This is a genomic window from Leisingera sp. UBA4491, from assembly GCF_002388965.1.
GTDB classification, from domain to species: domain Bacteria; phylum Pseudomonadota; class Alphaproteobacteria; order Rhodobacterales; family Rhodobacteraceae; genus Leisingera; species Leisingera aquaemixtae.
In genome coordinates this window covers 354,632-375,088 of the sequence record NZ_DGNN01000026.1, presented here as the reverse complement: position 1 = coordinate 375,088, position 20,457 = coordinate 354,632, and the positions used below count along the sequence as shown (strand labels likewise).

17 protein-coding genes are annotated in these 20,457 nt (G+C 65.1%); 5 read left to right on the top strand and 12 right to left on the bottom strand.

Going from position 1 to position 20,457, the window contains the following annotated elements; genetic code table 11:
• Positions 1-24: 24 nt before the first annotated feature.
• The 4 genes from B2P87_RS15370 to B2P87_RS15355 form a co-directional block, all read right to left on the bottom strand.
• The gene (locus tag B2P87_RS15370) at positions 25-1,335 is read right to left on the bottom strand and encodes an HlyC/CorC family transporter (protein WP_058286730.1); all 1,311 of its coding nucleotides are present in this window, start codon (positions 1,333-1,335) and stop codon (positions 25-27) included.
• A gap of 83 nt (positions 1,336-1,418) precedes the next feature.
• Positions 1,419-2,360 (bottom strand): site-specific tyrosine recombinase XerD, encoded by a 942-nt coding sequence (locus B2P87_RS15365; protein WP_141890187.1) that lies wholly within the window; start codon positions 2,358-2,360, stop codon positions 1,419-1,421.
• 1 nt (position 2,361) lies between these two features.
• Positions 2,362-3,846, bottom strand: coding sequence for a hypothetical protein (locus B2P87_RS15360; RefSeq protein ID WP_244940797.1), 1,485 nt, complete (start codon positions 3,844-3,846; stop codon positions 2,362-2,364).
• A gap of 22 nt (positions 3,847-3,868) precedes the next feature.
• The gene (locus tag B2P87_RS15355; RefSeq protein ID WP_008553546.1) at positions 3,869-4,018 is read right to left on the bottom strand and encodes a hypothetical protein; all 150 of its coding nucleotides are present in this window, start codon (positions 4,016-4,018) and stop codon (positions 3,869-3,871) included.
• Between the two features lie 81 nt (positions 4,019-4,099).
• On the opposite strand from B2P87_RS15355, the gene B2P87_RS15350 reads away from it, so the two are divergent.
• The gene (locus B2P87_RS15350) at positions 4,100-4,690 is read left to right on the top strand and encodes a shikimate kinase (RefSeq protein ID WP_058286733.1); all 591 of its coding nucleotides are present in this window, start codon (positions 4,100-4,102) and stop codon (positions 4,688-4,690) included.
• The gene (aroB, locus tag B2P87_RS15345; protein WP_141890189.1) at positions 4,690-5,796 is read left to right on the top strand and encodes a 3-dehydroquinate synthase; all 1,107 of its coding nucleotides are present in this window, start codon (positions 4,690-4,692) and stop codon (positions 5,794-5,796) included. The genes B2P87_RS15350 and aroB overlap by 1 nt, the downstream gene beginning before the upstream one ends.
• A gap of 92 nt (positions 5,797-5,888) precedes the next feature.
• Here the strand turns inward: aroB and B2P87_RS15340 are convergent, their stop codons facing one another.
• Positions 5,889-8,090: a methyl-accepting chemotaxis protein gene (locus tag B2P87_RS15340; protein WP_167510248.1), complete on the bottom strand. Its 2,202-nt coding sequence runs from the start codon at positions 8,088-8,090 to the stop codon at positions 5,889-5,891.
• A gap of 370 nt (positions 8,091-8,460) precedes the next feature.
• The gene (gene ssb, locus B2P87_RS15335) at positions 8,461-8,991 is read right to left on the bottom strand and encodes a single-stranded DNA-binding protein (RefSeq protein WP_058286735.1); all 531 of its coding nucleotides are present in this window, start codon (positions 8,989-8,991) and stop codon (positions 8,461-8,463) included.
• A gap of 232 nt (positions 8,992-9,223) precedes the next feature.
• Between ssb and B2P87_RS15330 the strand changes: the two genes are divergently transcribed.
• The 3 genes from B2P87_RS15330 to B2P87_RS15320 all read left to right on the top strand — a co-directional run bounded on the left by B2P87_RS15330 (position 9,224) and on the right by B2P87_RS15320 (position 11,965).
• Positions 9,224-9,808 carry a lytic transglycosylase domain-containing protein gene (locus tag B2P87_RS15330; protein WP_141890191.1) on the top strand — a complete coding sequence of 195 codons (585 nt, stop codon included), beginning with the start codon at positions 9,224-9,226 and terminating at the stop codon, positions 9,806-9,808.
• Between the two features lie 156 nt (positions 9,809-9,964).
• Positions 9,965-10,339, top strand: coding sequence for a hypothetical protein (locus tag B2P87_RS15325; protein WP_058286737.1), 375 nt, complete (start codon positions 9,965-9,967; stop codon positions 10,337-10,339).
• Positions 10,340-10,510: 171 nt separating this feature from the next.
• Positions 10,511-11,965, top strand: coding sequence for a tetratricopeptide repeat-containing sulfotransferase family protein (locus B2P87_RS15320; RefSeq protein ID WP_286852855.1), 1,455 nt, complete (start codon positions 10,511-10,513; stop codon positions 11,963-11,965).
• Positions 11,966-12,070: 105 nt separating this feature from the next.
• Here B2P87_RS15320 and B2P87_RS15315 read toward each other — a convergent pair whose 3' ends face one another.
• The 6 genes from B2P87_RS15315 to miaA form a co-directional block, all read right to left on the bottom strand.
• Entirely contained in the window at positions 12,071-14,161 is a 2,091-nt protein-coding gene (locus tag B2P87_RS15315) for an ABC transporter ATP-binding protein (RefSeq protein ID WP_058286739.1), read from the bottom strand.
• A gap of 102 nt (positions 14,162-14,263) precedes the next feature.
• Complete coding sequence (locus B2P87_RS15310) at positions 14,264-15,478, bottom strand: ABC transporter permease (RefSeq protein WP_058286740.1); 1,215 nt, start codon at positions 15,476-15,478, stop codon at positions 14,264-14,266.
• 15 nt (positions 15,479-15,493) lie between these two features.
• Positions 15,494-16,546 carry an ABC transporter permease gene (locus B2P87_RS15305; protein ID WP_058286741.1) on the bottom strand — a complete coding sequence of 351 codons (1,053 nt, stop codon included), beginning with the start codon at positions 16,544-16,546 and terminating at the stop codon, positions 15,494-15,496.
• Between the two features lie 122 nt (positions 16,547-16,668).
• Positions 16,669-18,333 carry an ABC transporter substrate-binding protein gene (locus tag B2P87_RS15300; protein ID WP_141890193.1) on the bottom strand — a complete coding sequence of 555 codons (1,665 nt, stop codon included), beginning with the start codon at positions 18,331-18,333 and terminating at the stop codon, positions 16,669-16,671.
• 303 nt (positions 18,334-18,636) lie between these two features.
• On the bottom strand, positions 18,637-19,449 hold the full coding sequence (locus B2P87_RS15295; RefSeq protein WP_141890194.1) for a helix-turn-helix transcriptional regulator: 813 nt from the start codon (positions 19,447-19,449) through the stop codon (positions 18,637-18,639).
• A 126-nt stretch (positions 19,450-19,575) separates the two neighbouring features.
• The gene (gene miaA, locus B2P87_RS15290) at positions 19,576-20,436 is read right to left on the bottom strand and encodes a tRNA (adenosine(37)-N6)-dimethylallyltransferase MiaA (RefSeq protein WP_141892064.1); all 861 of its coding nucleotides are present in this window, start codon (positions 20,434-20,436) and stop codon (positions 19,576-19,578) included.
• Positions 20,437-20,457 lie beyond the last annotated feature (21 nt).

The window sequence follows — 20,457 nt, the reverse complement described above, 5'->3', positions numbered from 1 at the left end:
AGATGCCGGGACGCATTCCGGAGATCATGACAGGGGCCGGATCCTGAGCCCGGTGACCCGGTTGCCCTCCCGCTCGGTCACCTCGAAGCGGAAGCCGTGGAAGGAGAACACCTGACCCTTGGTGGGGATCATCTGCGCCTCGTGGATCACCAGGCCGGCAATGGTGTTGGCCTCGTCATCCGGCAGGTTCCATTCGGTGGCGCGGTTCACGTCGCGGATGGTGGCGGCACCGTCAACCAGGTAGGAGCCGTCAGGCGTCTTTTTGACGATGCTCTCCTCGTCCGGGTCGAATTCGTCGGTGATCTCGCCGACGATCTCTTCCAGAATATCTTCCAGCGTGATCAGCCCCTGCAGGGCGCCGTATTCATCCACCACCAGCGCGAAGTGCGAGCGCATCCGCAGGAACTGGCGCATCTGCTCGTCCAGTGTGGTGGTTTCCGGCACGAAATAGGGGGCTTTGGCGACCTCGGTGATGTCAAAGGATTTGAGCCGTCCGGTGTCGCCGCCGGCGCCGCCGGCCTCGGTGTACATCGTCCGGAACAGATCCTTGGCGTGGACCACGCCGATGATGTTTTCCTGCTCGCCGCGGAACACCGGCAGGCGGGTGTGCTGGCTTTGCAGGCATTGTTCCAGAATGGTTTCCGGCTCCGCATCCGCGTCGATCATCTCGATGTTGGAGCGGTGCAGCATGATTTCCTCGACAAAGCGGTCGGACAGATCCAGCGCGCCCAGGATGCGGTCGCGGTCCTCTTTCTCAACAACGCCTTCGGAATGGCCCAGGTGCAGGGCGCCGGCAATCTCTTCGCGCACCGCCATGATGTGGCTGTCCGGGTCGATCCGGACCCCGAAGATGCGCAGCACGCCGCGCACCAGCAGCCGCACGGTGCCGACCACCGGCGACAGCACCGTGACCAGGAAGCCGATCACCGGGGCGACGGCGGCGGCGGCCTTTTCAGAGTTGGAAATGGCGTAAGTCTTGGGCAGCACCTCGGCAAAGATCAGCACCAGAAGGGTCATCACCACAGTCGCGAGCGCCACGCCGCCCTCGCCGAAGGCGCGGGTGAACAGCGCCGTGGCGAGCGAGGCTGCAAGGATGTTGACCAGGTTGTTGCCCAGCAACACCGAGCCGATCAGCCGTTCGTTGTCTTCGGTAATCTTGAGCGCGAGTTGAGCGCCGCGGGAGCCCTTGTCGGCCTGGCTGCGCAGCTTCCCGCGCGAGGCGGCGGTCAGCGCAGTTTCCGAGCCTGAAAAGAAGCCGGAAAGCACAAGCAGCAGCACGATGGCCCCGGCAGTGGTCCAAAAGGCGCTGTCGAGTACTGTGGTGGCGGTGTCCATGAGAGGTCCAGAGATCCGATCGGTTGAATGTTCCCCGTAGTTATGGGGTCTTAGAGACGGCGCTTCAAGTTCTGCGGGCGCCGTCAGCCGCGCTTGGCCAGCGGGTGATGCTCCAGCACCAGTTCCTGCAGCCGGGCGTCCAGCACATGGGTGTAGATCTCGGTGGTGGCAATGTCCGCGTGCCCCAGCAGCGCCTGGATGGCGCGCAGGTCGGCGCCATTGGCCAGCAGATGGGTGGCAAACGCATGACGCAGGGTGTGCGGCGTCACCTTATCCGGCGAAACGCCTCCGGTCACGGCCAGCTCTTTGATCAGCAGATAGAACCGGTGCCGGGTCAGGTGGCCGGATTTGCCGCGCGAGGGGAACAGGAACCGCGAGGCCGGATTGCCCTTCAGCTCTCGTTCGTCCTCCGCTGCGTCGCGCACCAGCAGCCACTGCGCCAGCGCCTCGCGGGCGGGCGGCGACAGCGGCACCATGCGTTCCTTGCCGCCTTTGCCCAGGATCAACAGCATCCGCGGGTCGCCGCGGGCGGCGGAGACCGGCAGCGAGACCAGCTCTGTCACCCGCATCCCGGTGGCATAAAGCAGCTCCATCAGGCAGGTATTGCGCAGCCGGTCGGCCTCGCTGCGGCCGGTCTGGCGGGCAGCGTCCAGCAGGCGGTCGACCTCGATCACCTCCAGCGTTTTCGGCAGCCTTTTTTCGCGTCCCGGCCCGCGGATCTGGATGGCGGGGTTGTCCTGCCGCCAGCCTTCCTCAAAGGCGAAACGGTAGATCTGCTTGACCGCCGACAGCCGCCGCGCCCGGGTGGAGCGGGCCAGGCCTTGCGCGTCGCAACTGATCAGATAGGCCTCGATATCGTCCTGGGAGGCGGTGCTGAAATCCAGCGAGCGGTGCTCCAGCCAGCCGGTCAGGTCCTTGAGATCGCGGCCATAGGCCAGGAGCGTGTTCTGCGAGGCGCCGGTCTCTGCGGCCTGGGCATCGAGAAAAGTGGAAATCCATTGGAAATTCGCAGCGGGGGCAGGCATGTCACTGCCGCTCCAGCAGCATCAGCTGGAGCGAGGCGCGCCGGGCGGTGTCCTCCAGCCCGACAGCGCGGAAAGCGGCGAGCGCCGCGGTCAGATCGCCCAGGTTGCCGTCGGAGCCTTGCGCAAACAGCACCATGCTGCGCAGGATCGCCTCGCCCAGCTGCCCGTTGTCCAAGAGCTGCCGGATCCTGTCCGGAACCGGCGGTTCAGCGGCAAACCCCAGCGCGATGGCTTCGGCCAGCGGCGACGGGGCCGGGGCATCGCCGGGGCGTCCGCGGGCGAGGGCTGCCAGGAACTGTTCCAAGGCACCCGCCGCAGGGGTGTCATCCGCGGCAAGCTCATATAGCGGCGACAGCAGGCGGATGCGCCAGGCCAGCGCCTCTTCCGCGCCGGTCAGCTCTGCCCGGGCCAGCGGTTCCGCAAAGAGGTCGGCGAAGACGGTTTCGGTGCCCGCCTGCTGCATCGCCTCCCAGGCGCGGGGCAGGGAGGCGGCCAGCGCGCCGGCGTCGCCGGAATTCAGGTCGTGCTCCAGCTTCTGCACCGCGGCCACCCGGTCCCAGATGCCGCCCGACGCGGCCGGTTTGCGGTCGCTGAACAGGCCAAGGTACTGATTGGGGTTCAGCGCACCGCCGCGGGCCAGCCGTTCTGCCGCCTCCAGCTGCGCCTTCCAGCCGGCAATGTCGCGCAGGTCCGCCGCGGCAAAGGCCGGCGGCAGCGGCGCCGTGGGCATCGGCTCGCCAATGGTTTCGAACAGGCGGAACGCCAGCGGGTCCGGCTGCGCGGGGTGGCTCAGCGGCGGCGCCATCTCGAACAGGTCGGGGTTCAGGAACCGGTCCAGCAGATCCATCCGCTCCTTTGGCAGCAGCTCCAGCGCGTGGGCGGTCTCCAGCATCAGTGCCGCGGTCGGCCAGTCGCCGCGCCGCGCGGCGCAGAAGATCCTGGCGTCATAGCTGTCCGCCAGATGCGGCGCGGCGGCAAGCGCCTTGCAGGAGCCATCCTCGCTGCCGGTCAGCAGCGTGGCGTTGAACCAGCGGGCAAAGCGTTCCTTGCTGGCGGCGGGGCCTGCGTGCTCCGCCAGCGCCTGCGACGGGTCCGCAGCCCCCAGCGCCAGCAGCCGGTCCAGCCGGGCCAGCAGAATCCGGTCGCTGGACTCGGCGGGCGGGCGGCTTTCGGACAGCAGCAGCGTGAACAGCAGCGCCTGCATTGCCGCGCTGCCGCGCACCGGCACGGTTTCGATCAGCTGGGCGATGTCATCCGCACTGCTGCCGCGCCACATGTCCGGCGGCAGCCCGGTGGCCGCGGCCGGCACCAGCCCGACGGGCGGCTTAAGTGCCTCCAGCGGGGTGACAGAGACCGGCGGCACCGTGGCAGTGCCCGAGACCGGCGGCTCCAGCAGCACGGTGCCGGGCAGCCCGCTGCGCGGCAGCGGCTGGTTCAGCCAGTCGATCGCTGCCAGGGGCTCATTGGCGAGGGCACTGCCTGCCATCATAACCCCTGCGGCAGCCGCTTTAATCCGCATTCAGCACCACCGGCTTGCGCACTTCGGTGCTGGGCGCGCGGAAATCGGCGCCGAACCACGGCCCGACATAGGCGTAGCCGACCAGCCCGATCCCGGCGAGAAGTACCAAATAGACCAGATACTTAATCAATCGCCCCATAACGTGTCCAATGCCTGTTTCCTGCTCTTTTGACCAAGTTATATATTCCCTTTTGCGCAAGATCACGTCATTCACTGAAGAATGAGCGAAAAAGAGCAAATCAGCGGCCAGAAGGCAGCAGGCCCGGCGCCTGGGAAACTGAAGAAAACCATCGTGATGGTGGGGATGATGGGCGCCGGCAAGACCGCTGTGGGGCGGGCGCTGGCGGCCCGGCTGAATGTGCCCTTTCTGGACAGCGACCATGAAATCGAGGCCGCTGCCAACATGACCATCCCGGAGATCTTCGCCCGCGACGGTGAGCCGTTTTTCCGCCAGAAGGAGCGGCAGGTGATTGCCCGCCTGCTGGAGGAGGAGCGCGGCGTGCTGTCGACCGGCGGCGGCGCCTTCCTGGCGCAGGAAAACCGCGAAGTGATCACCGCCAAGGGGGTCTCTGTCTGGCTGGATGCCGGCCTTGATGTGCTGTGGAACCGGGTCCGCCACCGCGACACCCGGCCGCTGCTGCGCACCGCCGACCCCTATGCGACGCTCAGGGGCCTGTACGAGCAGCGGGTGCCGCTTTATGCCAAGGCCGACCTGACCGTTGCCTCCGACGGCCAGGCTGCGATCGAAACCATGGTTGACCGCGTGCTCGACGCCTTGAAGGCACGCCCCGACGTACTGGAGTGGAAATGATGGAACGCACGGTTCACGTGCCCTTGGGCGAACGCGCCTATGACGTGGTGATCGGGCCCGGGCTGCTGGCGCAGGCAGGCGAGCGGATCAAGCCGCTGCTGAAACGGCCGCAGGTGGCGGTGCTGACCGACGAGACCGTGGCGGAGAAGCATCTGGACGCCTTGCGTGCCGGGCTGGCGGCTGCCGGGGTGGAAATGACTGCGCTGGCGCTGCCGCCGGGCGAGGCGACCAAGGGCTGGCCGCAATTCACCCGGTCGGTGGAGTGGCTTCTGGAGCAGAAGGTGGAGCGGGGCGACGTGGTTGTCGCCTTTGGCGGCGGGGTGATCGGCGACCTGGCGGGGTTCGCCGCCGCCGTGCTGCGCCGCGGGGTGCGCTTCGTGCAGATCCCGACCTCGCTTTTAGCCCAGGTCGACAGCTCGGTCGGCGGCAAAACCGGCATCAACGCGCCGCAGGGCAAGAACCTGATCGGCGCCTTCCATCAGCCCTCGCTGGTGCTGGCCGACACTTCGGTGCTGGAGACGCTGCAGCCGCGCGATTTCCTGTCCGGCTATGGCGAAGTGGTGAAATACGGCCTGCTGGGAGATGCCGAATTCTTTGCCTGGCTCGAGGACAACGGCCCGGCGCTGGCCGAAGGTGATGTGGCGGCGCGGGTCGAGGCGGTGGCGCGCTCGGTGCAGATGAAAGCGGATATCGTGGTGCGCGACGAGACCGAGCAGGGCGACCGGGCGCTGCTGAACCTCGGCCATACCTTCTGTCACGCGCTGGAGGCGGCGACCGGGTATTCGGACCGGCTGCTGCACGGCGAAGGCGTGGCCATCGGCTGCGCGCTGGCGTTTGAGCTGTCGGCGAAGCTGGGCCTGTGTTCGCAGGAGGACCCGAGCCGGGTGCGGGCGCATCTGAAGGCTATGGGGATGAAGACCGATCTGGCGGATATCCCCGGCGAGCTGCCGGGCGCCGAGGCGCTGCTGGAGCTGATGGGCCAAGACAAGAAGGTGGTCGCGGGCCAGCTGCGGTTCATCCTGGCGCGCGGCATCGGCGAGGCCTTCGTGACTGGCGACGTGCCGCCGGACCAAGTGCTGTCGGTGCTGCGCAGCGCCGGAGCCTGACCGGCGGGATGAGCCCGCTGAGACAGGATACGCAATCAGGGCAGCCGTTGCGGCTGCCCTGATTTTTTTACCGCCAGCGGCGGCGGACCGTCTCAGGCCGCGGCGCTGCCGGGGTCATAGCCGGTCCGGTCGTCGTCAAAGTCGATAGCCCTGTGCGGCGCGGCCCCGTTTGACGGGCGGGGGAGCGCATCCAGCGGCCCGGACGCCTGCGGCACGGTGAACTGGGTGACAAGCTCCCGCAGTTCCTGCGCCTGCTCGGACAAGGAGGTGGTGGCGGCGGTGGTCTGCTCGGCCATGGCGGCATTCTGCTGCGCCATCACTTCCAGTTCTCCGACGGCAGTGTTGACGTCGCCCATCTGCACCGACTGCTCCTTGATATTGCCGGCGATCTCAACGACCAGGTTGGAAATCTCCCCGACCTGCTCGTTCACGCTGGACATTGCCTGGCCGGCCTGATCGACAAGCGCGGCGCCGTTCTTGACCTGCTCGGAGCTGCGCGCGGTCAGTTCGTCGATCTGCTGCACCGCGTCGGCACAGCGCTGCGCCAGCATGCGCACCTCGCTGGCGACCACCGCAAAGCCGCGGCCCGCTTCGCCGGCCCGCGCCGCCTCGACACCTGCATTCAGCGCCAGCAGGTTGGTCTGGAAGGCGATATCCTGGATCACCTTGGTGATCTGCGAGATTTCCTGCGAGGACTCCTGCAGCTTGTCCATCGCCACGATGGTGTTCTTCACCACCTGGTCGCAGGATGCAACGCCGCTTTGGGCGCTGTCGGCCAGCCGTTCGGCACGGTCTGCGTTTTCCGCTGAATGCTGCACGCTGGCGGTCAGCTCGCGCATCGCATGGGTGGTCTTTTCCAGCGTCGCCGATTCCGCCTCGGTGCGGTGCGCCAGATCCATCGACGCTTCGGCAATCGACTTGGTGCTTTCGTCGACGCTGCTGGTCAGTTCGCCGATGGAAGAGACCGCTCCGCTCAGCGCTTTCAGAGAGTCATTGAAGTCCATCCGGATCGATTTGAACTCGACGGGGAAGAATTCCTTGATCGGGTTGTCCAGCCGCTTGTTCTGAAGATCCATCAGGGCGGCGCCGATACGGCGGGCCACGCCCAGGATTTCCTCTCGGCGCTCCTTTTCGGCCCTGGTTTCCTCCTCCTGTTTCTGCTGAGTCACGGTGCGCAGATCGACCACATTGCGGGCAACCTCGCCGATCTCGTCCCGGCGGCTGGCGCCGGAAACTTCGGCGTCGGCATCGCCGCTGGCGAGCTGTTTCAACGCCTTGTTCAGAACCGACAGGCCGCTGGTCATGTCGCGCGCGATCACCAGGCCGAGGATCAGGACACCGGCCAGCAAGAGCCCGGCAAAGATTGCCATTTGGGTAAGCGCCACCTTGTTATTGGTGTCGTAGGCGGCCATGCCGGCCTTCAGGTCCGCAATCAGCTGGGTTTCCCGGCTGCGCAGAACCTTCAGAAGACCGGTCGCAGTGTCAAAGAAGGATTTTGAGGTTTCGCCTGCAATGTCGCCGCCGGTCAGCACCGCCTCACGCAGCGCGTTGAACTTCTTGACCTCCGGCAGCCCGTTCATTTCCGCGACAGCGTTGCGGTCGCCGGTAGTGGCAAAATCCAGGTAGCGGCTCATCCGCTCTTTGTAGCGTTCATTGGCTGCAACATAGTTCTGGAAGTTGACCGGAGCCCAATCATTGGCAAAGCCCACAGCACCGGCAGCCCGCTCCAGCCCGGCCGCATCCTTGGCGCGCAGAAAAATCGACAGGGCGACCGCATTTTGCGCAATCCCGGTGTTGTCGATTGTTTGTGCAACGGAAAGCCCGGCCTGGATCAGCGCTGTGTTCAGCGCGGTGTAATAGTCAACCGCGGCGCGCACTGGCAGAGAGCGGCTGGCGATTTGCTGGCGGACCTCTTTTTTCCGGGCCAGCTCAGTCTGCACAACGCGAATGGACTGCAGGGCTTCGCTGTTCAGGCCGTCGCGGTCGACGCCCTCCAGACGGGTGAGAAAGTCGGCCATTGCTTCGTCATTCTGCTGCCGGATCTTAATCAGCGCCTCCGGCATCACCGTGGAGTCCCCGCCGAGATAGCCGGCGCTCATCCCGCGCTCGACCTGCAGTGTATGGACCAGGCTGCTGGTGCTTTCCAGCAGCTCACCCGCCAGCGTGGTATTCACCTGTGCCCGCTCGTACAGCTCCAGCAGTTTGTTGCCCACAAACCAGAGGCTGAGAAGCAGCGGCGCCGCCAACAGCATGGTGATCTTCACCTTTATCGACAGGTGCTGGAGAAAACGCATACCCATAACTTGAACCCTTGTTGCACATGTATCGCTTTGGTTGTGCTCACCATGCAGGACCTCCCTTAATATTCGGCTACTTTGAGGGCAGGGCAGGATACGCGGCAAAGCCGCCTGGAACCGGCACCGGCGGCCGCAGGCGGCCGGGCGGTGCGCGCAGATTAGGGGATTGGATTCATTGGGAAAAGTATGGAAGCCGACAGGCCGAAGGCGCATTCTGCGGCCGCGCTGAAGAGGGGGGCAGGCCGTTCACCGGAAGAAAAACGCCCCTGCGCAAATCGTTAAATCGTCGAAAAGCACGGTGATAATTCGAAAAGCCCCCAAGGCTCGGGGCCTGGGGGCTTTGCTGTTGGGTTCTGCTGACGCGCGTTTAGAAGGGGATTTCGTCGTCGTCTATATTGTGGGAGGCGCCGCCGCCGTAGCCGCCGCCACTGCCGCCGCCGCTGCCGCCGCCTTGGGACCCGCTGTCATAGCCGCCGCCGTAGCCGCCGCCCTGGCCGCCGCCGCCATAGCTGCCACCGCCCTGGCCGCCGCCGCCGCCGCCTTCGCCGCGGCCGTCAAGCATGGTCAGGGTGGAGCCGAAGCCTTGCAGCACGATCTCGGTCGAGTAGCGGTCCTGGCCGCTCTGGTCCTGCCACTTGCGGGTCTGCAGCTGGCCTTCGACATAGACCTTGGAGCCCTTGCGCAGATACTGCTCGCATACCCGCACCAGGCCTTCGCTGAAGACCGCGACGGAGTGCCATTCGGTCTTTTCGCGGCGCTCGCCGGTGTTGCGGTCCTTCCAGGTTTCCGAAGTGGCAATGCGCAGGTTGCAGACCTTGCCGCCGTTCTGGAAGCTGCGCACCTCGGGGTCGCGGCCCAGGTTGCCGATAAGCATGACTTTATTGAGTGAGCCGGCCATAGGGTTCCGTCCTTTAGTTTCTGATCGTCTTGTCCAGCAGCGGCAGGGCTCGAATCCGGCCCCGCTGCGTTCCGGCGACAGTATAGCCCCATGACCAGGGTGAAAAGCAGGCATCTGTGGATGCTTTCGGCAGCACGGCGGCCGGATTTACGGCGGTTTGCGCCGGTGTTGCTTTAATTTTGTTTCGCATTGGGTATATTGCGCGCAGTGGGACAGTATCAGGACAGCGGAAATGCGCAAAGCCGTTGCGGGGTTGGTGATCGCGGTTGTCGGGGCAGGGCAGCCAGTGGCGGCCGAGGTTCTTAGCACGAAAAACCGGCGGGACCTGTTCGCCGCCCATACCCGTGTGCTGGATGGCCGCGCGGCGGCGCAGTACAAGAACTCCGCCCGGTTGCAGCCGCAGACCTATGGGATCCCCTCTGCCGCGGGCACGCTGCCGTATAGCGGCAAGTACCGCGGGCAGTATCTGGACATGGCGCGCGATGCCGCCCGCCAGCATGGCGTGCCCGAAGACCTGTTCCTGCGCCTGGTGCAGCAGGAGAGCAACTGGAACCCGAATGCCAAATCGCACAAGGGGGCGCTGGGGCTGGCGCAGCTGATGCCTGCCACGGCGCGGGCGCTGGGGGTCAACCCGGCGGTGCCGAAGCAGAACCTGGACGGCGGCGCCCGCTACCTGGCGCGGCAGTTTCGCAAGTTCGGCTCCTGGCGGCTGGCGCTGGCGGCCTATAACGCCGGGCCGGACGCGGTGGTGAAACACGGCGGCGTGCCGCCTTACAAGGAAACCCAGAACTATGTGAAGAAGATCTGGGGCAGCTAAGGCTGCCTGCGCGGCCGCACGGGCGCGGCCTGGATTATCTTTGCCCGCGGGTTAATCTGTGGATAACTATTCTTAATGCCCCGTTAACTCCAACGGGACGTCATGCATTTGCCTTAATTTTTCGTGAATCTGGCGGCAGGTTCAGGAGGGAATGCATTGTATATCAACGGCTTCGACGACCGCATTGACCGGGTTGACTGGCAGCCGAGCGCGGTGCCCACGCGTAAAGTGGTCGACAGCGTTCTGGGCAGCCGGCAGCCGCGGCAGCCGCGCAGCGCCGTCCTGAGCCTGGCTGGCGCGGTGACGGGGCTTGTGATCGGCGTGGGTCTCAAGGGCATGGTGCTGCCCGGTTCACCCTGGGGGCCGGGCACCGGGCTGGCGGGCGCGATCGGCGGCAGCCTGGCGCTGGCCGGACTGGCAGCGTCGGTGCCGGGCGCCCTGTTTGCTGCCGTCAAGGGGCAGCAGGCACCGCGGCTGATGCAATTTGCCTCGATGAACCTGCTGATGATCATGATGGTTCTCTGGAGCTGACCGTAACGTCCCCTGCGGGCGTGGGAGAGTTCTGTGGAACCCCATGCGCCGCCGCCGCCGCGCCGCGCATGGGGTTTTGCGTTGCCTAGGGGGGGGGCGCGCGGTGTGTTTACCGCATCTTCACGGCGCTTCGCTATGGTTCTCGGCACCAGCGGAAACCGTGGAGCCAGGATGAACCAGCCCTTAATGCATAACACTTCCGCGCAGCACGGCGCCGGCGCTCTGGAGACTGCCAGTGAACTGGCCAAGGCTGGGAAATACGGCAAGGCACTGCAGCTGCTTTTGGTCTTGCTGCGGCAGGATCCGTCGAATGTCCGGGTGCTGGACCTCACGGCCACCTGCTACCTGGAAATCGGGGACAGCCAGACCGCCGTGCGGCTGCTTGAACTGCTTGCGGACAGCAATCCGGCACTGCCGCAGGCCTGGGGCAAACTTGCGGCCGTCCGGGCCACCAGCGGCGACAAGGCCGGGGCCGTGCAGGCGTTTGAGCAGGCTCTCAGCCAGGCTCCGGGCGACGTGGGGCTGCTTGCGGCCCGGAACCGGCTGGAACCTTTCGCCAGCGATAGCAGCGCAGCCGCCCGGTTGCGGGCGGCGGTGCAGAACACCGGTGCTTCTCAGCGCGACCGGATCCTGTCGCATTTCGCACTGGGCGTGATTGAGGACCGGGCCGGCGCCCCGGCAACCGCGTTTGACCACTATGCCCAGGCCAACGCCCTGACCGAAACCGGCTATGATCACGCCTTCCAGGACGCGCGGCTGCACGCGCAACTGGCGGCGGACTGGACCGGTTCCGCCTGCGGCGAGGCTGCTGACGCGCCCCGTATGCTGTTTGTGACCGGTTTGCCGCGCAGCGGCACAACGCTGCTGGAAACCTGCCTGACGCGGCACTCGCAAATCGACAGCATCGGCGAGAGCGAGGCGCTGTCCAAAACCGCGGCCGCGGTGCGCCGGTATGCAGCCGGGCGGTATGGCGATACCGGCTGGTGGAACTGGCTGGGGCGGCTAGGCCGTGAAGAATTGGAGCAGTTCCGCACGCTGTTTCTGCACAACGCCTTTCCCATGGGCAGACCGGATGCTGCGGTTGTGGTCGACAAGATGCCGCTCAATTGTTTTGAAATGGGGCTGGCGCACTTCCTGCTCCCCAACGCCAGGTTCCTGTTCCTGTCGCGCCACCCTCTGGACGCCGGGCTGTCGATTTTCACCATGAACTTCGGGGCCGGCCACTGGTATTCCTCCCGGCTGGAGTGGATCGGCCATATGACCCGCTGCGTGTACGGTTCACTTCTCGACTACCAGGCAAAGCTGGGAGAGACGCTGCGGGTGCAATCCTTCGAGGCGCTGGTGACCGGGCCCGAAGCGCAGATCCGGTCCGTCCTGCAGCATGCAGGCCTGGAGTGGGAGGAGGACTGCCTCTCCCCGGAACAGAACACACGCGCCGTGCGGACGGCCTCGCTGATGCAGGTGCGCGACAGCATCAATACCGCGGGGCTGGAAAAATGGCGGCGGTATGAAGCGCAGCTGGAGCCGCTCAAGGAGGCCCTGGGCGGGCAGGCGTGGATTGACCAGTGGCAGCAATGGGACCGGAATGCCGCCAAAACCGGCAGGCTGGTGCCGGACGCCGCCTGAACGCGGCTCTGCCGGGGACCGGGTTGCGGTCTGCCGCAACAGAAAGCGCCGCCGCCTGAGCCCAGGCCGCGGCGCTGTTTTATGCACGGCACCTGCCGCCGGAGTTTACTCCGCAGCGACCTTGATCACCGGTTTCATCCGTTCCAGCACCTCGTCGCTCAGGTGGCACTTGACCTGATGGCCGCCGCCCAGCTGGCGCACCGGCGGCACCTCGCGTTCGCACAAACCGCCCGGCACTTCGGACTTCCAGCGGCAGCGGGTCTGGAACGGGCAGCCCGGCGGCGGGTTCATGGCCGAGGGGATATCGCCCTCCAGCACGATGTGCTCCTTCACGACCGAGGTGTCGGCAATCGGCACCGCCGACAGCAAGGCCTCGGTGTAGGGGTGGTAAGGCGGCGCAAAGACCTGATCGGTGGTGCCCAGCTCCACCACATGGCCGAGATACATCACCATCACCCGGTCCGACAGGTAGCGCACGATTGACAGGTCGTGCGAGATGAACAGAAGCGTGGTCTTTTCCTTGCGCTGGATCTCCATCAACAGGTCGGTGACGGCAGCCTGCACCGACACGTCCAGCGCCGAGACGGGTTCGTCCGCTACCACGATGCGGGCGCCGCCGGCAAAGGCACGGGCGATGCCGACGCGCTGCTTTTGGCCGCCGGACAGCTGCCGCGGCATCCGGTCGGCAAAGGCGCGCGGCAGCTTCACCAAGTCCAGAAGCTCCAGCATCCTGCGGCGCCGTTCGGCCTCGGACCCGCCGACACCGAAAATCTCCAGCGCCCGCATGATCTGGCGGCCGACGGTCATCGACGGGTTCAGCGTGTCGAACGGGTTCTGGAACACCATCTGCACGTCGGAGATCGTCTTGGTGTCGCGCTCCTCGATCGGGATCTGCTCGATGTTGCGGTTGTCCAGCAGGATCTGGCCCTCGGTTGCGGTTTCCAGCCCCATCAGCACTTTGGCAAAGGTGGATTTGCCGCAGCCGGATTCGCCGACGATGGCGAGGGTTTCGGATTCGCGCGCCTCGAAGCTCAGCGTCTCGTTGGCCTTCACCACCTTCTTTTCGCCGCCGCCGAACAGCGCATTGGCGGCAACCTCATAATATTTCTTGAGGTTCTCCATCTTCAGGATCACCTTGCCGGGTGGCATCTTCTCTTTCTGATCCGCTAGGGTCAGCGGCGCGTTCCAGTCAATTTCCTCGAACCGCAGACAGCGGGTTTCATGCCGGTCGTTTCCATGCACCGGCGCCATCGGGATCACCCGGTCCGCGTCGCAGCGGCCCTCCTCGAAATAGTCGCAGCGGGGGCCGAAGTTGCAGCCGGGCGGGCGCTCGTGGGGCAGGGGGAAGTTGCCCGGGATCGCCACCAGGGGGCGCGCATTCTTGTCGGCGCCGGGCAGCGGGATCGAGCGGAACAGTGCCTGGGTATAGGGGTGCTGCATCTCGTCAAAGACATCGTGGATCGAGCCGCGCTCCACCGCCTCGCCGGAATACATCACGCAGATACGGTCGCAGGTCTCCAGCACCAGGCCGAGGTTGTGGCTGATGAACAGCATCGAGGTGCCGTATTTCTTGCCCAGGTCCTTGACCAGCTCGACCACTGCGGCCTCCACCGTCACGTCCAGCGCGGTGGTGGGCTCATCCAGGATCAGCAGCGAGGGTTTCGACATCAGCGCCATTGCAATCACGATGCGCTGCTGCTGGCCGCCCGACAGCTGGTGTGGGAAGGAGTTCAGAATCCGCTCCGGGTCGGGCAGGCGCACGTCTGTGACCACCTCAAGGGCGCGCTGATAGGCTTCCTTTTCGCTGACGCCCTCGTGGATCACCGGCACTTCCATCAGTTGCTTGCCGATCCTCATCGCCGGGTTGAGCGAGGCCATCGGCTCCTGATAGATCATCGCGATCTCGTTGCCGCGGATGCCGCGCAGCTCCTCGGCGCTCATCTCGCTCAGATCGCGGCCCTTGAACTTGATGGTGCCGCCGACAATGCGGCCGTTCTTGCCCAGGTCCTGCATCACCCCCAGCGCCACAGTGGATTTGCCGCAGCCGCTTTCGCCGACCAGGCCCACGGCCTCGCCCGGCTGCACCGCCACGGAGAAGTCCATCACCGCGGGGATTTCGCGCAGCCGGGTGAAAAAGGAGATCGACAGTTTGTCAATTTCCAGGATCGGGCCGTTATAGTCTGCCATTTTGGTCATGTTTTCGTCTCCCTGTTGAGGCTGGAAGGAACCGGATCGCTTTCTTCTGGCCTCAAATATCCCGGGGGTCCGGGGGCTGGCCCCCGGTCCCGCCGGTTCGGATCAGTCTTTCAGGCTCTCTTCGCGCAGGCCGTCGGCCAGCAGGTTCAACCCCAGAACCAGCGTCAGGAGCGCGAAGGCGGGCGGCAGGGCCGGGTGCAGGTAGATCGACAACAGCTTGCGCCCGTCATTGATGGTCGAGCCCCAGTCCGGGCTTTCCGGCGGCAGGCCAAGGCCGAAGAAGCCCAAGGTGCCCAGGAGGATGGTGGTATAGCCGATGCGCAGGCAGAAATCGACGATCAGCGGCCCGCGGGCGTTGGGCAGGATCTCCCACAGCATGATGTACCAGGGGCCCTCGCCGCGGGTCTGGGCGGCAGCCACATAGTCGCGGGTTTTGATGTCCAGGGTCAGGCCGCGCACGATGCGGAACACCGTGGGCGAGTTGACGAAGACCACCGACACGAACACCACCAGGATGCCGCCGGGGATGTCGAACATATCCATCGCCCGGGGCAGGCCCCAGATGGCATATTCCGGCGTGTTGATCAGGTAGCCGCCATTGGAGACCAGCTGCAGGTAGAACCAGATGATGGTGCCAAGCACGACCGGCAGCAGCCAGTTGCGCAGCTTGGGGCGGGTGTAATAGCGCGAATTCAGCAGCACCCCGACAAAGATGATCGGGAAGATGAACAGAACGATCGCCATATAGTTCGGCACGCCGGTGGCCACGATCTCGGGCGTCACCAGCAGGTAGAACAGCAGGATCACCGGGAACGCCAGGATCAGGTTCGCCGCAAAGGACAGGAACGTGTCCAGCTTGCCGCCGTAATAGCCCGCGGGCAGGCCCAGGGTGATGCCGACCATAAAGGCAAAAACCGCGGCCATCGGGGCGATCTTGATGACTTCCCAGGCGCCTTTTACCAGGCGGCTGAAGACATCGCGGGCCAGGTTGTCGCCACCCAGCAGATAGTACGGGTATTCGCCTTCGCCGGCGCCGGGCACCGGGGTGCCGGGCAGCTTGTTCTTCATGCCCGAGACCTGGGACAGCGGGTCGTGGGTGACGATCATGTCCATGGCGCCGTAGATGCCGGTGAACACCCAGAACATCACCAGCGCAAAGCCGATCATGCCGATGGGGCTGTCAAACAGCTTGCCGTACAGGCCCAGCCGCCGCTTGAAGCCGATCGAGAGGGCAAACAGGATCACCATCGAAATCCAGACCGGCGACAGCTGGTAGATGATCCGCAGGGCGATTTCAAAAAAACCAAGGGGTTCCATGCTCAGCTGCCTTCCTCAAGAGATCCGGATACGCGGGTTCAGGTACACATAGCCGATGTCGGAAATCAGCTGAGTGACCAGCACCACGACAACTGAGACCACGGAGACGGCCAGCAGCAGTTCGATGTCGTTGTTGCCCGCCGCTTCCACCAGAACCCAGCCGAAGCCCTTGTAGTTGAACAGGGTCTCGACGATCACCACGCCGTTCAGCAGCCAGGGGAACTGCAGCATGATGACGGTGAAGGGGGCGATCAGCGCGTTCCTCAGCGCATGCTTCAGAACGATGTTGTGAAAGCTCACCCCCTTGAGGCGCGCGGTGCGGATATATTGCGCGGTCATCACTTCGGTCATCGAGGCGCGGGTCATCCGGGCAATGTATCCCATGCCGTAGAGCGCAATGGTCAGCACCGGCAGGAAGAAGTTTTCGAAATTCGGGTTGTCCATCGCCGAGGTGGCGGTGCCCTTGAACCATTTCAGCCCGACTGTGGAGGAGGTGAAGACAGCGATGAAGATCACGCCGGAGACATATTCCGGCGTCGCCGTGGTCAGGATCGACGCGGTGGACAGGGTGCGGTCGGTGGCCGTGCCCTCGCGCATCCCGGCCAGAACGCCGATCAGCAGCGCCGAGGGCACCATCAGCATCAGCACCCAGAACATCAGCAGCCCGGTGTTGCCGAGACGTTCGGAGATGATGTCGGAGACTTCATCCTTGAACCGTGTGGAATAGCCCCAGTCGCCCTGCAGAATGCCGCAGAAGGTTGGCGCTTCGGCGGCCTGTTCGGCACTGGCGGTGCCGGTGATGCAGCGGCCGGTCACGCCTTTTTCGGTTTCCCGGGTCCAGCCCGGCAGCACGCCGAGCCACTGGCCGTACTTCGAGACCATGGAGCCGCCATAGCCGTTGGCGTCCAGCCAGCTGGCCACAGCTTCGTCCGACATCCGGAAATTGCCCTGGGTCTTGGCGAGTTTTTCGAGGTTCGGGTAGAGGTTCGTCAGGAAAAACACGATGAACGTCAGGCACAGGGCCGTCAGCAGCATCACGCCCGAGCGTCGGAGAATGAAAAGTCCCATGGGGTCCCCTGTCAGTCTGGCGGATCGGACCCGGTTGCAGGCGCGGGTCTCTTATCGTCTTAGCTGGAGCGCACCGCCCCGGGCGGGGCGGTGCAGGAGGCCGGAGCGGTCCGGGGCGCCTTTCAGGCGGCCCAGCCCCACTTGTAGTGGTGATGCTCAAACGCGATGTGCATGTCGGCTCCGGCGACGCCTTCACGCAGATGGCGGTACAGCGAGCGCCAGTAGGGCTGGATGGTGACGCCTTCCTCCTGGATCAGCATCTCGCCCTTCTTGGCGATCTCGCGGCGCTTGTCGGCGTCGGCGATGGACAGCGCTTCGGTCAGCAGCGCGTCGAACTCGGGGTTGGACCAGCCGAATTCGTTCCATGCCTCACCCGATTTATAGGCCAGCGCCCAGATCTGAACGCCCAGCGGACGGTGGTTCCAGTTGGTGGAGCTGAACGGATACTTCACCCAGTCGTTCCAGAAGGTCGAGCCCGGCAGAACCGTCCGCTTCACCTTGAACCCGGCATCGCGCATCTGCGCTGCCACCGCGTCGGTGGTATTGCGGCGCCAGTCGTCGTCGATGGACAGCAGTTCGTGCTCAAAGTCCATCATGCCGGCCTCTTCCATCAGCGCGCGGGCGGCTTCGGGATCGGCCTGCAGCGGCGGCAGTTCCGCGTATTCCGGGTGGATCGGGCCGACATGGTGGTTTTCGGCCGGCTCGCCGCGGCCGCCATAGCCCAGCTCCAGGCAGACAGCGTTGTCCACGGCCATCTGGATGGCCTTGCGGACGCGTTTGTCGGCGTAGGGTTTCTTGCCGTCGATTTCCGCCAGCTGGTTCGGGCGGATCACCAGGGTTGCCATGGTGACAACCTCGGATTTCTGATAGCCAAGGCCGTCCAGAACGTCGATGAATTCGCCCACGGATTCATGCAGCATATCGACTTCGTCGGATTCCAGCGCCGCCATCCATGACGACGGGTCGGTGCCGAAGTCGATGTATTCGATGCGGTCCAGGGCGGGCTTGCCAAAGACGGACTCGCCCCACCAGGCGTGATCGGCGTTGCGTTCCAGCGTGGCCTTCACACCCACTTCCAGCTCGCTCAGCAGGTACGGGCCGGTGCCCACGTTGGAGAGGAAGTCGTCGTTCTGGTAGCTGGAGTGCACGACGGCCGCCGGATAGTCGGACATGCCGGCAATCAGCGAGATGTCTGAGGACGGCAGGTTCAGCCTCACGGTATGGCCGTCGATCACTTCGATGCCGCCCTCCACGGCCTTGCCGGAGGCCTCGTCGATCAGGGTGCCGAAACGGCCGGCCATGGAGTTGCCCTCAACCGACTTGTCGCACCAGCCTTCGATGTTGCGGGCCACGTCCTCGGCGGTGAAGTCGTCGCCGTTGTTCCACTTGACGCCCTGACGGACATTCAGCGTGTAAACGGTGGCGTCTTCGTTGATTTCCCAGCTTTCCAGCAGCATCGGGCTGAACGAGCCGTCGTTGTTGTACTCAACCAGGTATTCCAGGGTGCCGCGGGTCTGGTTGCCCATTTCCGACCAGTCATAGGTGCGCGGGTCCTTCAGCGGGCGCACGCTCATCTGCACGCGCAGGGTGCCGCCGTCCTGCATGCCCTCGGCGGCCTTGGCCGGCGCCGTCATGCCGATCATGCCATAGGCTGCGGTTGCGGTGACCCCCAGCGCGGTTGCGCGGGTCAGGAATTCGCGGCGGTCGAGCTTGCCTTCGAACACTTCCTTGGCATGCATTTTGGCGGCCCAATGCACCGGTGCTCCGTTGATGGTGTCTTTGGTCATCTAGGTCTCCCTGTTGTAGCGTTTGATCTTAATTATCTTGCGAAACGCCTATCGGCTCAGCGGCTTGCTGAGCGCCTTGTGAAGCGCGTTTTGGATTAAAGTTTCCCCATAGCTGTATTCGGGCAGAGATATGCTCTTTCGTCAATGCACTGTTTCGCCGTTTCACCGCATAAATACGACATTTGCGGCGTCGTTTTCATGAATGGAAAGGGCATGCGGCGGCATACTGTTCAAAACTGCCCAGTACGGGGGCGGATTCCAGCGCCAAGCGCCAAAGATGCAAGAATCTGCTGGCGAATCAACCTATTGGGATTTCGCGCGTGCCGTTTTGCGCAGGGCGCTGGGGGGCTGGCCGGTGTGCTGGGTGATGAACCTGGTGAAATAGGCGGCGCTTCCGAAGCCCAGCTGGCTGGCGATATCGCGGATGGGCAGGTCAGAGGCGATCAGCAGGCTGCGGGCGGAATGCAGCTGACGCTCGGTCAGCAGCGCGGCGGCGGTCTTGCCGGTTTCGGCCTTGCAGACCCGGGTCAGGTGTGTCGGTGTCACCTTCAGCGCTGCGGCATGGTCCGCCATGGTCGCCTGCCGGTCCTGCAACCCGGCCACCTGCTGGCAATAGGCCAGGCACAAGCGCTGCGCCGCCGTCTGCCGCGCGGCCCGGCCGCCGGGGTCCGGCTGGCGGCGCAGGGAAATGGCGGCCAGTTCGCAATGCGCCTGCACGGCGCGGCGCCAGAACGGCGCCTGGGCCGACTGCTCGCGGCTGATTGCCTCGAACAAGCTGGTCAGCCGGGTTTGCTCCTGCAGGCTGGTGACGCGCTTATGGCAGGACGATGCGGGAAAGGGCGGCAGCAGCGGGCCGGTCACTGTCAGCACGTGACCCAGGCACTGGCGGGAGAATTCGGCGGACCACAGCGTGTCGGCCGGGATGAAGATGGCGCTGTGCGGTCCGAACCCGCGCTGCCCGCCATTGAGGCACATGCGGCCCTGTCCGCGGGTGATCCAGATCAGCAGGTGGTCGCTGCGGCTGTGCGACAGGGCGGTTTGCCAGGCGCCGTCCGGGCTCAGGCTGGCCAACGGGGCGGCGTGAATGTCCGCGGAGAAGTCTGGATCAAATGGCATCTGTTGCCTTGGGCATAAAAAAGATTTGCCGCAACAGGCCAGAAAACGCTGATTCTGGCAAGTTTCCGCCGAGTGAAGCGGAAATTGATTTGGGTTTTACTGAACCGCCGCGTTGGCGGCGCCCGGCTAGGGCAGTGCCACCTGGTGCCAGTCCTTCATCCGGGCGCGGAACCAGCTGCGCTGGCGCTTGGCAAACCGACGGGTGGCGATGGCGGCGCGCTCTTCGGCTTCTGCCAGCGTAAGCTGCCCCCGGGCATAGCCCATCAGCTCCGGCACGCCGATCGCCTTGCAGGAGGGCAGGGCGGGGTCGTAGCGGTCCTGCATCGCCTCAATCTCCGCCATTGCGCCCTGATCCAGCATCAGGCCGAACCGTTTGCGGATGCGGGCCTCCAGCCAGTCCTTACCGGAGTTCAGCACCATTGCGGTGCAGCGGGACAGCGGCAGCGCCGGGGCAGGGGTGTCGTCCTGCCAGCTGGCCAGCGGCCGCCCGGTGGCCTTCAGCACCTCCCAGGCGCGCTGCACCCGGGCACGGTTCTGCAGGTCGATGCGGCTGGCGGTTTTGGGGTCCAGCTCTGCCCGGAGCACCTCCAGCGGCAGGGCGTCGCCTTCTGCCCGCACTGCGGCCGGTGTGGGCGGGATGTCGGCCATGCCTTCGGTCAGGGCGGTAAAGTACAGGCCGGTGCCGCCGACGATAATCGGCCGCTCCGGCCCGTCCAGCAGCGGCAGCACCTCGCGCAGCCAATGGCCGGCGGAATATTCGGCGTCATAGGCCACATGGCCGTACAGCGCGTGCGGCGCCCGGGCCTCCTCCTCAGGCGAGGGGCGGGCGGTGATCACCCGCCAGCAGTCATAAAGCTGGCTGGCGTCGGCGTTGACGATAACACCACCCTGGCGCGCGGCAATTTCCAGCGCCAGCGCGGATTTCCCGGAGGCGGTGGGGCCTGCAATCAGCACAGGCAAATCCGGGTCGGTGTCGGGCAGGGTCATGCGGGTGCGGTCCGTTTCCAA

Bases quoted from the DNA above. Each gene is read 5' to 3' on its own strand.
- B2P87_RS15295 (WP_141890194.1), bottom strand. From the start codon at position 19,449: ATGCCATTTGATCCAGACTTCTCCGCGGACATTCACGCCGCCCCGTTG.
- B2P87_RS15320 (WP_286852855.1), top strand. From the start codon at position 10,511: ATGAACCAGCCCTTAATGCATAACACTTCCGCGCAGCACGGCGCCGGC.
- B2P87_RS15355 (WP_008553546.1), bottom strand. From the start codon at position 4,018: ATGGGGCGATTGATTAAGTATCTGGTCTATTTGGTACTTCTCGCCGGG.
- miaA (WP_141892064.1), bottom strand. From the start codon at position 20,436: ATGACCCTGCCCGACACCGACCCGGATTTGCCTGTGCTGATTGCAGGC.
- B2P87_RS15360 (WP_244940797.1), bottom strand. From the start codon at position 3,846: ATGGCAGGCAGTGCCCTCGCCAATGAGCCCCTGGCAGCGATCGACTGG.
- B2P87_RS15340 (WP_167510248.1), bottom strand. From the start codon at position 8,090: ATGCGTTTTCTCCAGCACCTGTCGATAAAGGTGAAGATCACCATGCTG.
- B2P87_RS15315 (WP_058286739.1), bottom strand. From the start codon at position 14,161: ATGACCAAAATGGCAGACTATAACGGCCCGATCCTGGAAATTGACAAA.
- B2P87_RS15330 (WP_141890191.1), top strand. From the start codon at position 9,224: ATGCGCAAAGCCGTTGCGGGGTTGGTGATCGCGGTTGTCGGGGCAGGG.
- B2P87_RS15370 (WP_058286730.1), bottom strand. From the start codon at position 1,335: ATGGACACCGCCACCACAGTACTCGACAGCGCCTTTTGGACCACTGCC.
- B2P87_RS15300 (WP_141890193.1), bottom strand. From the start codon at position 18,333: ATGACCAAAGACACCATCAACGGAGCACCGGTGCATTGGGCCGCCAAA.
- B2P87_RS15365 (WP_141890187.1), bottom strand. From the start codon at position 2,360: ATGCCTGCCCCCGCTGCGAATTTCCAATGGATTTCCACTTTTCTCGAT.
- B2P87_RS15310 (WP_058286740.1), bottom strand. From the start codon at position 15,478: ATGGAACCCCTTGGTTTTTTTGAAATCGCCCTGCGGATCATCTACCAG.
- aroB (WP_141890189.1), top strand. From the start codon at position 4,690: ATGGAACGCACGGTTCACGTGCCCTTGGGCGAACGCGCCTATGACGTG.
- B2P87_RS15305 (WP_058286741.1), bottom strand. From the start codon at position 16,546: ATGGGACTTTTCATTCTCCGACGCTCGGGCGTGATGCTGCTGACGGCC.
- B2P87_RS15350 (WP_058286733.1), top strand. From the start codon at position 4,100: ATGAGCGAAAAAGAGCAAATCAGCGGCCAGAAGGCAGCAGGCCCGGCG.
- ssb (WP_058286735.1), bottom strand. From the start codon at position 8,991: ATGGCCGGCTCACTCAATAAAGTCATGCTTATCGGCAACCTGGGCCGC.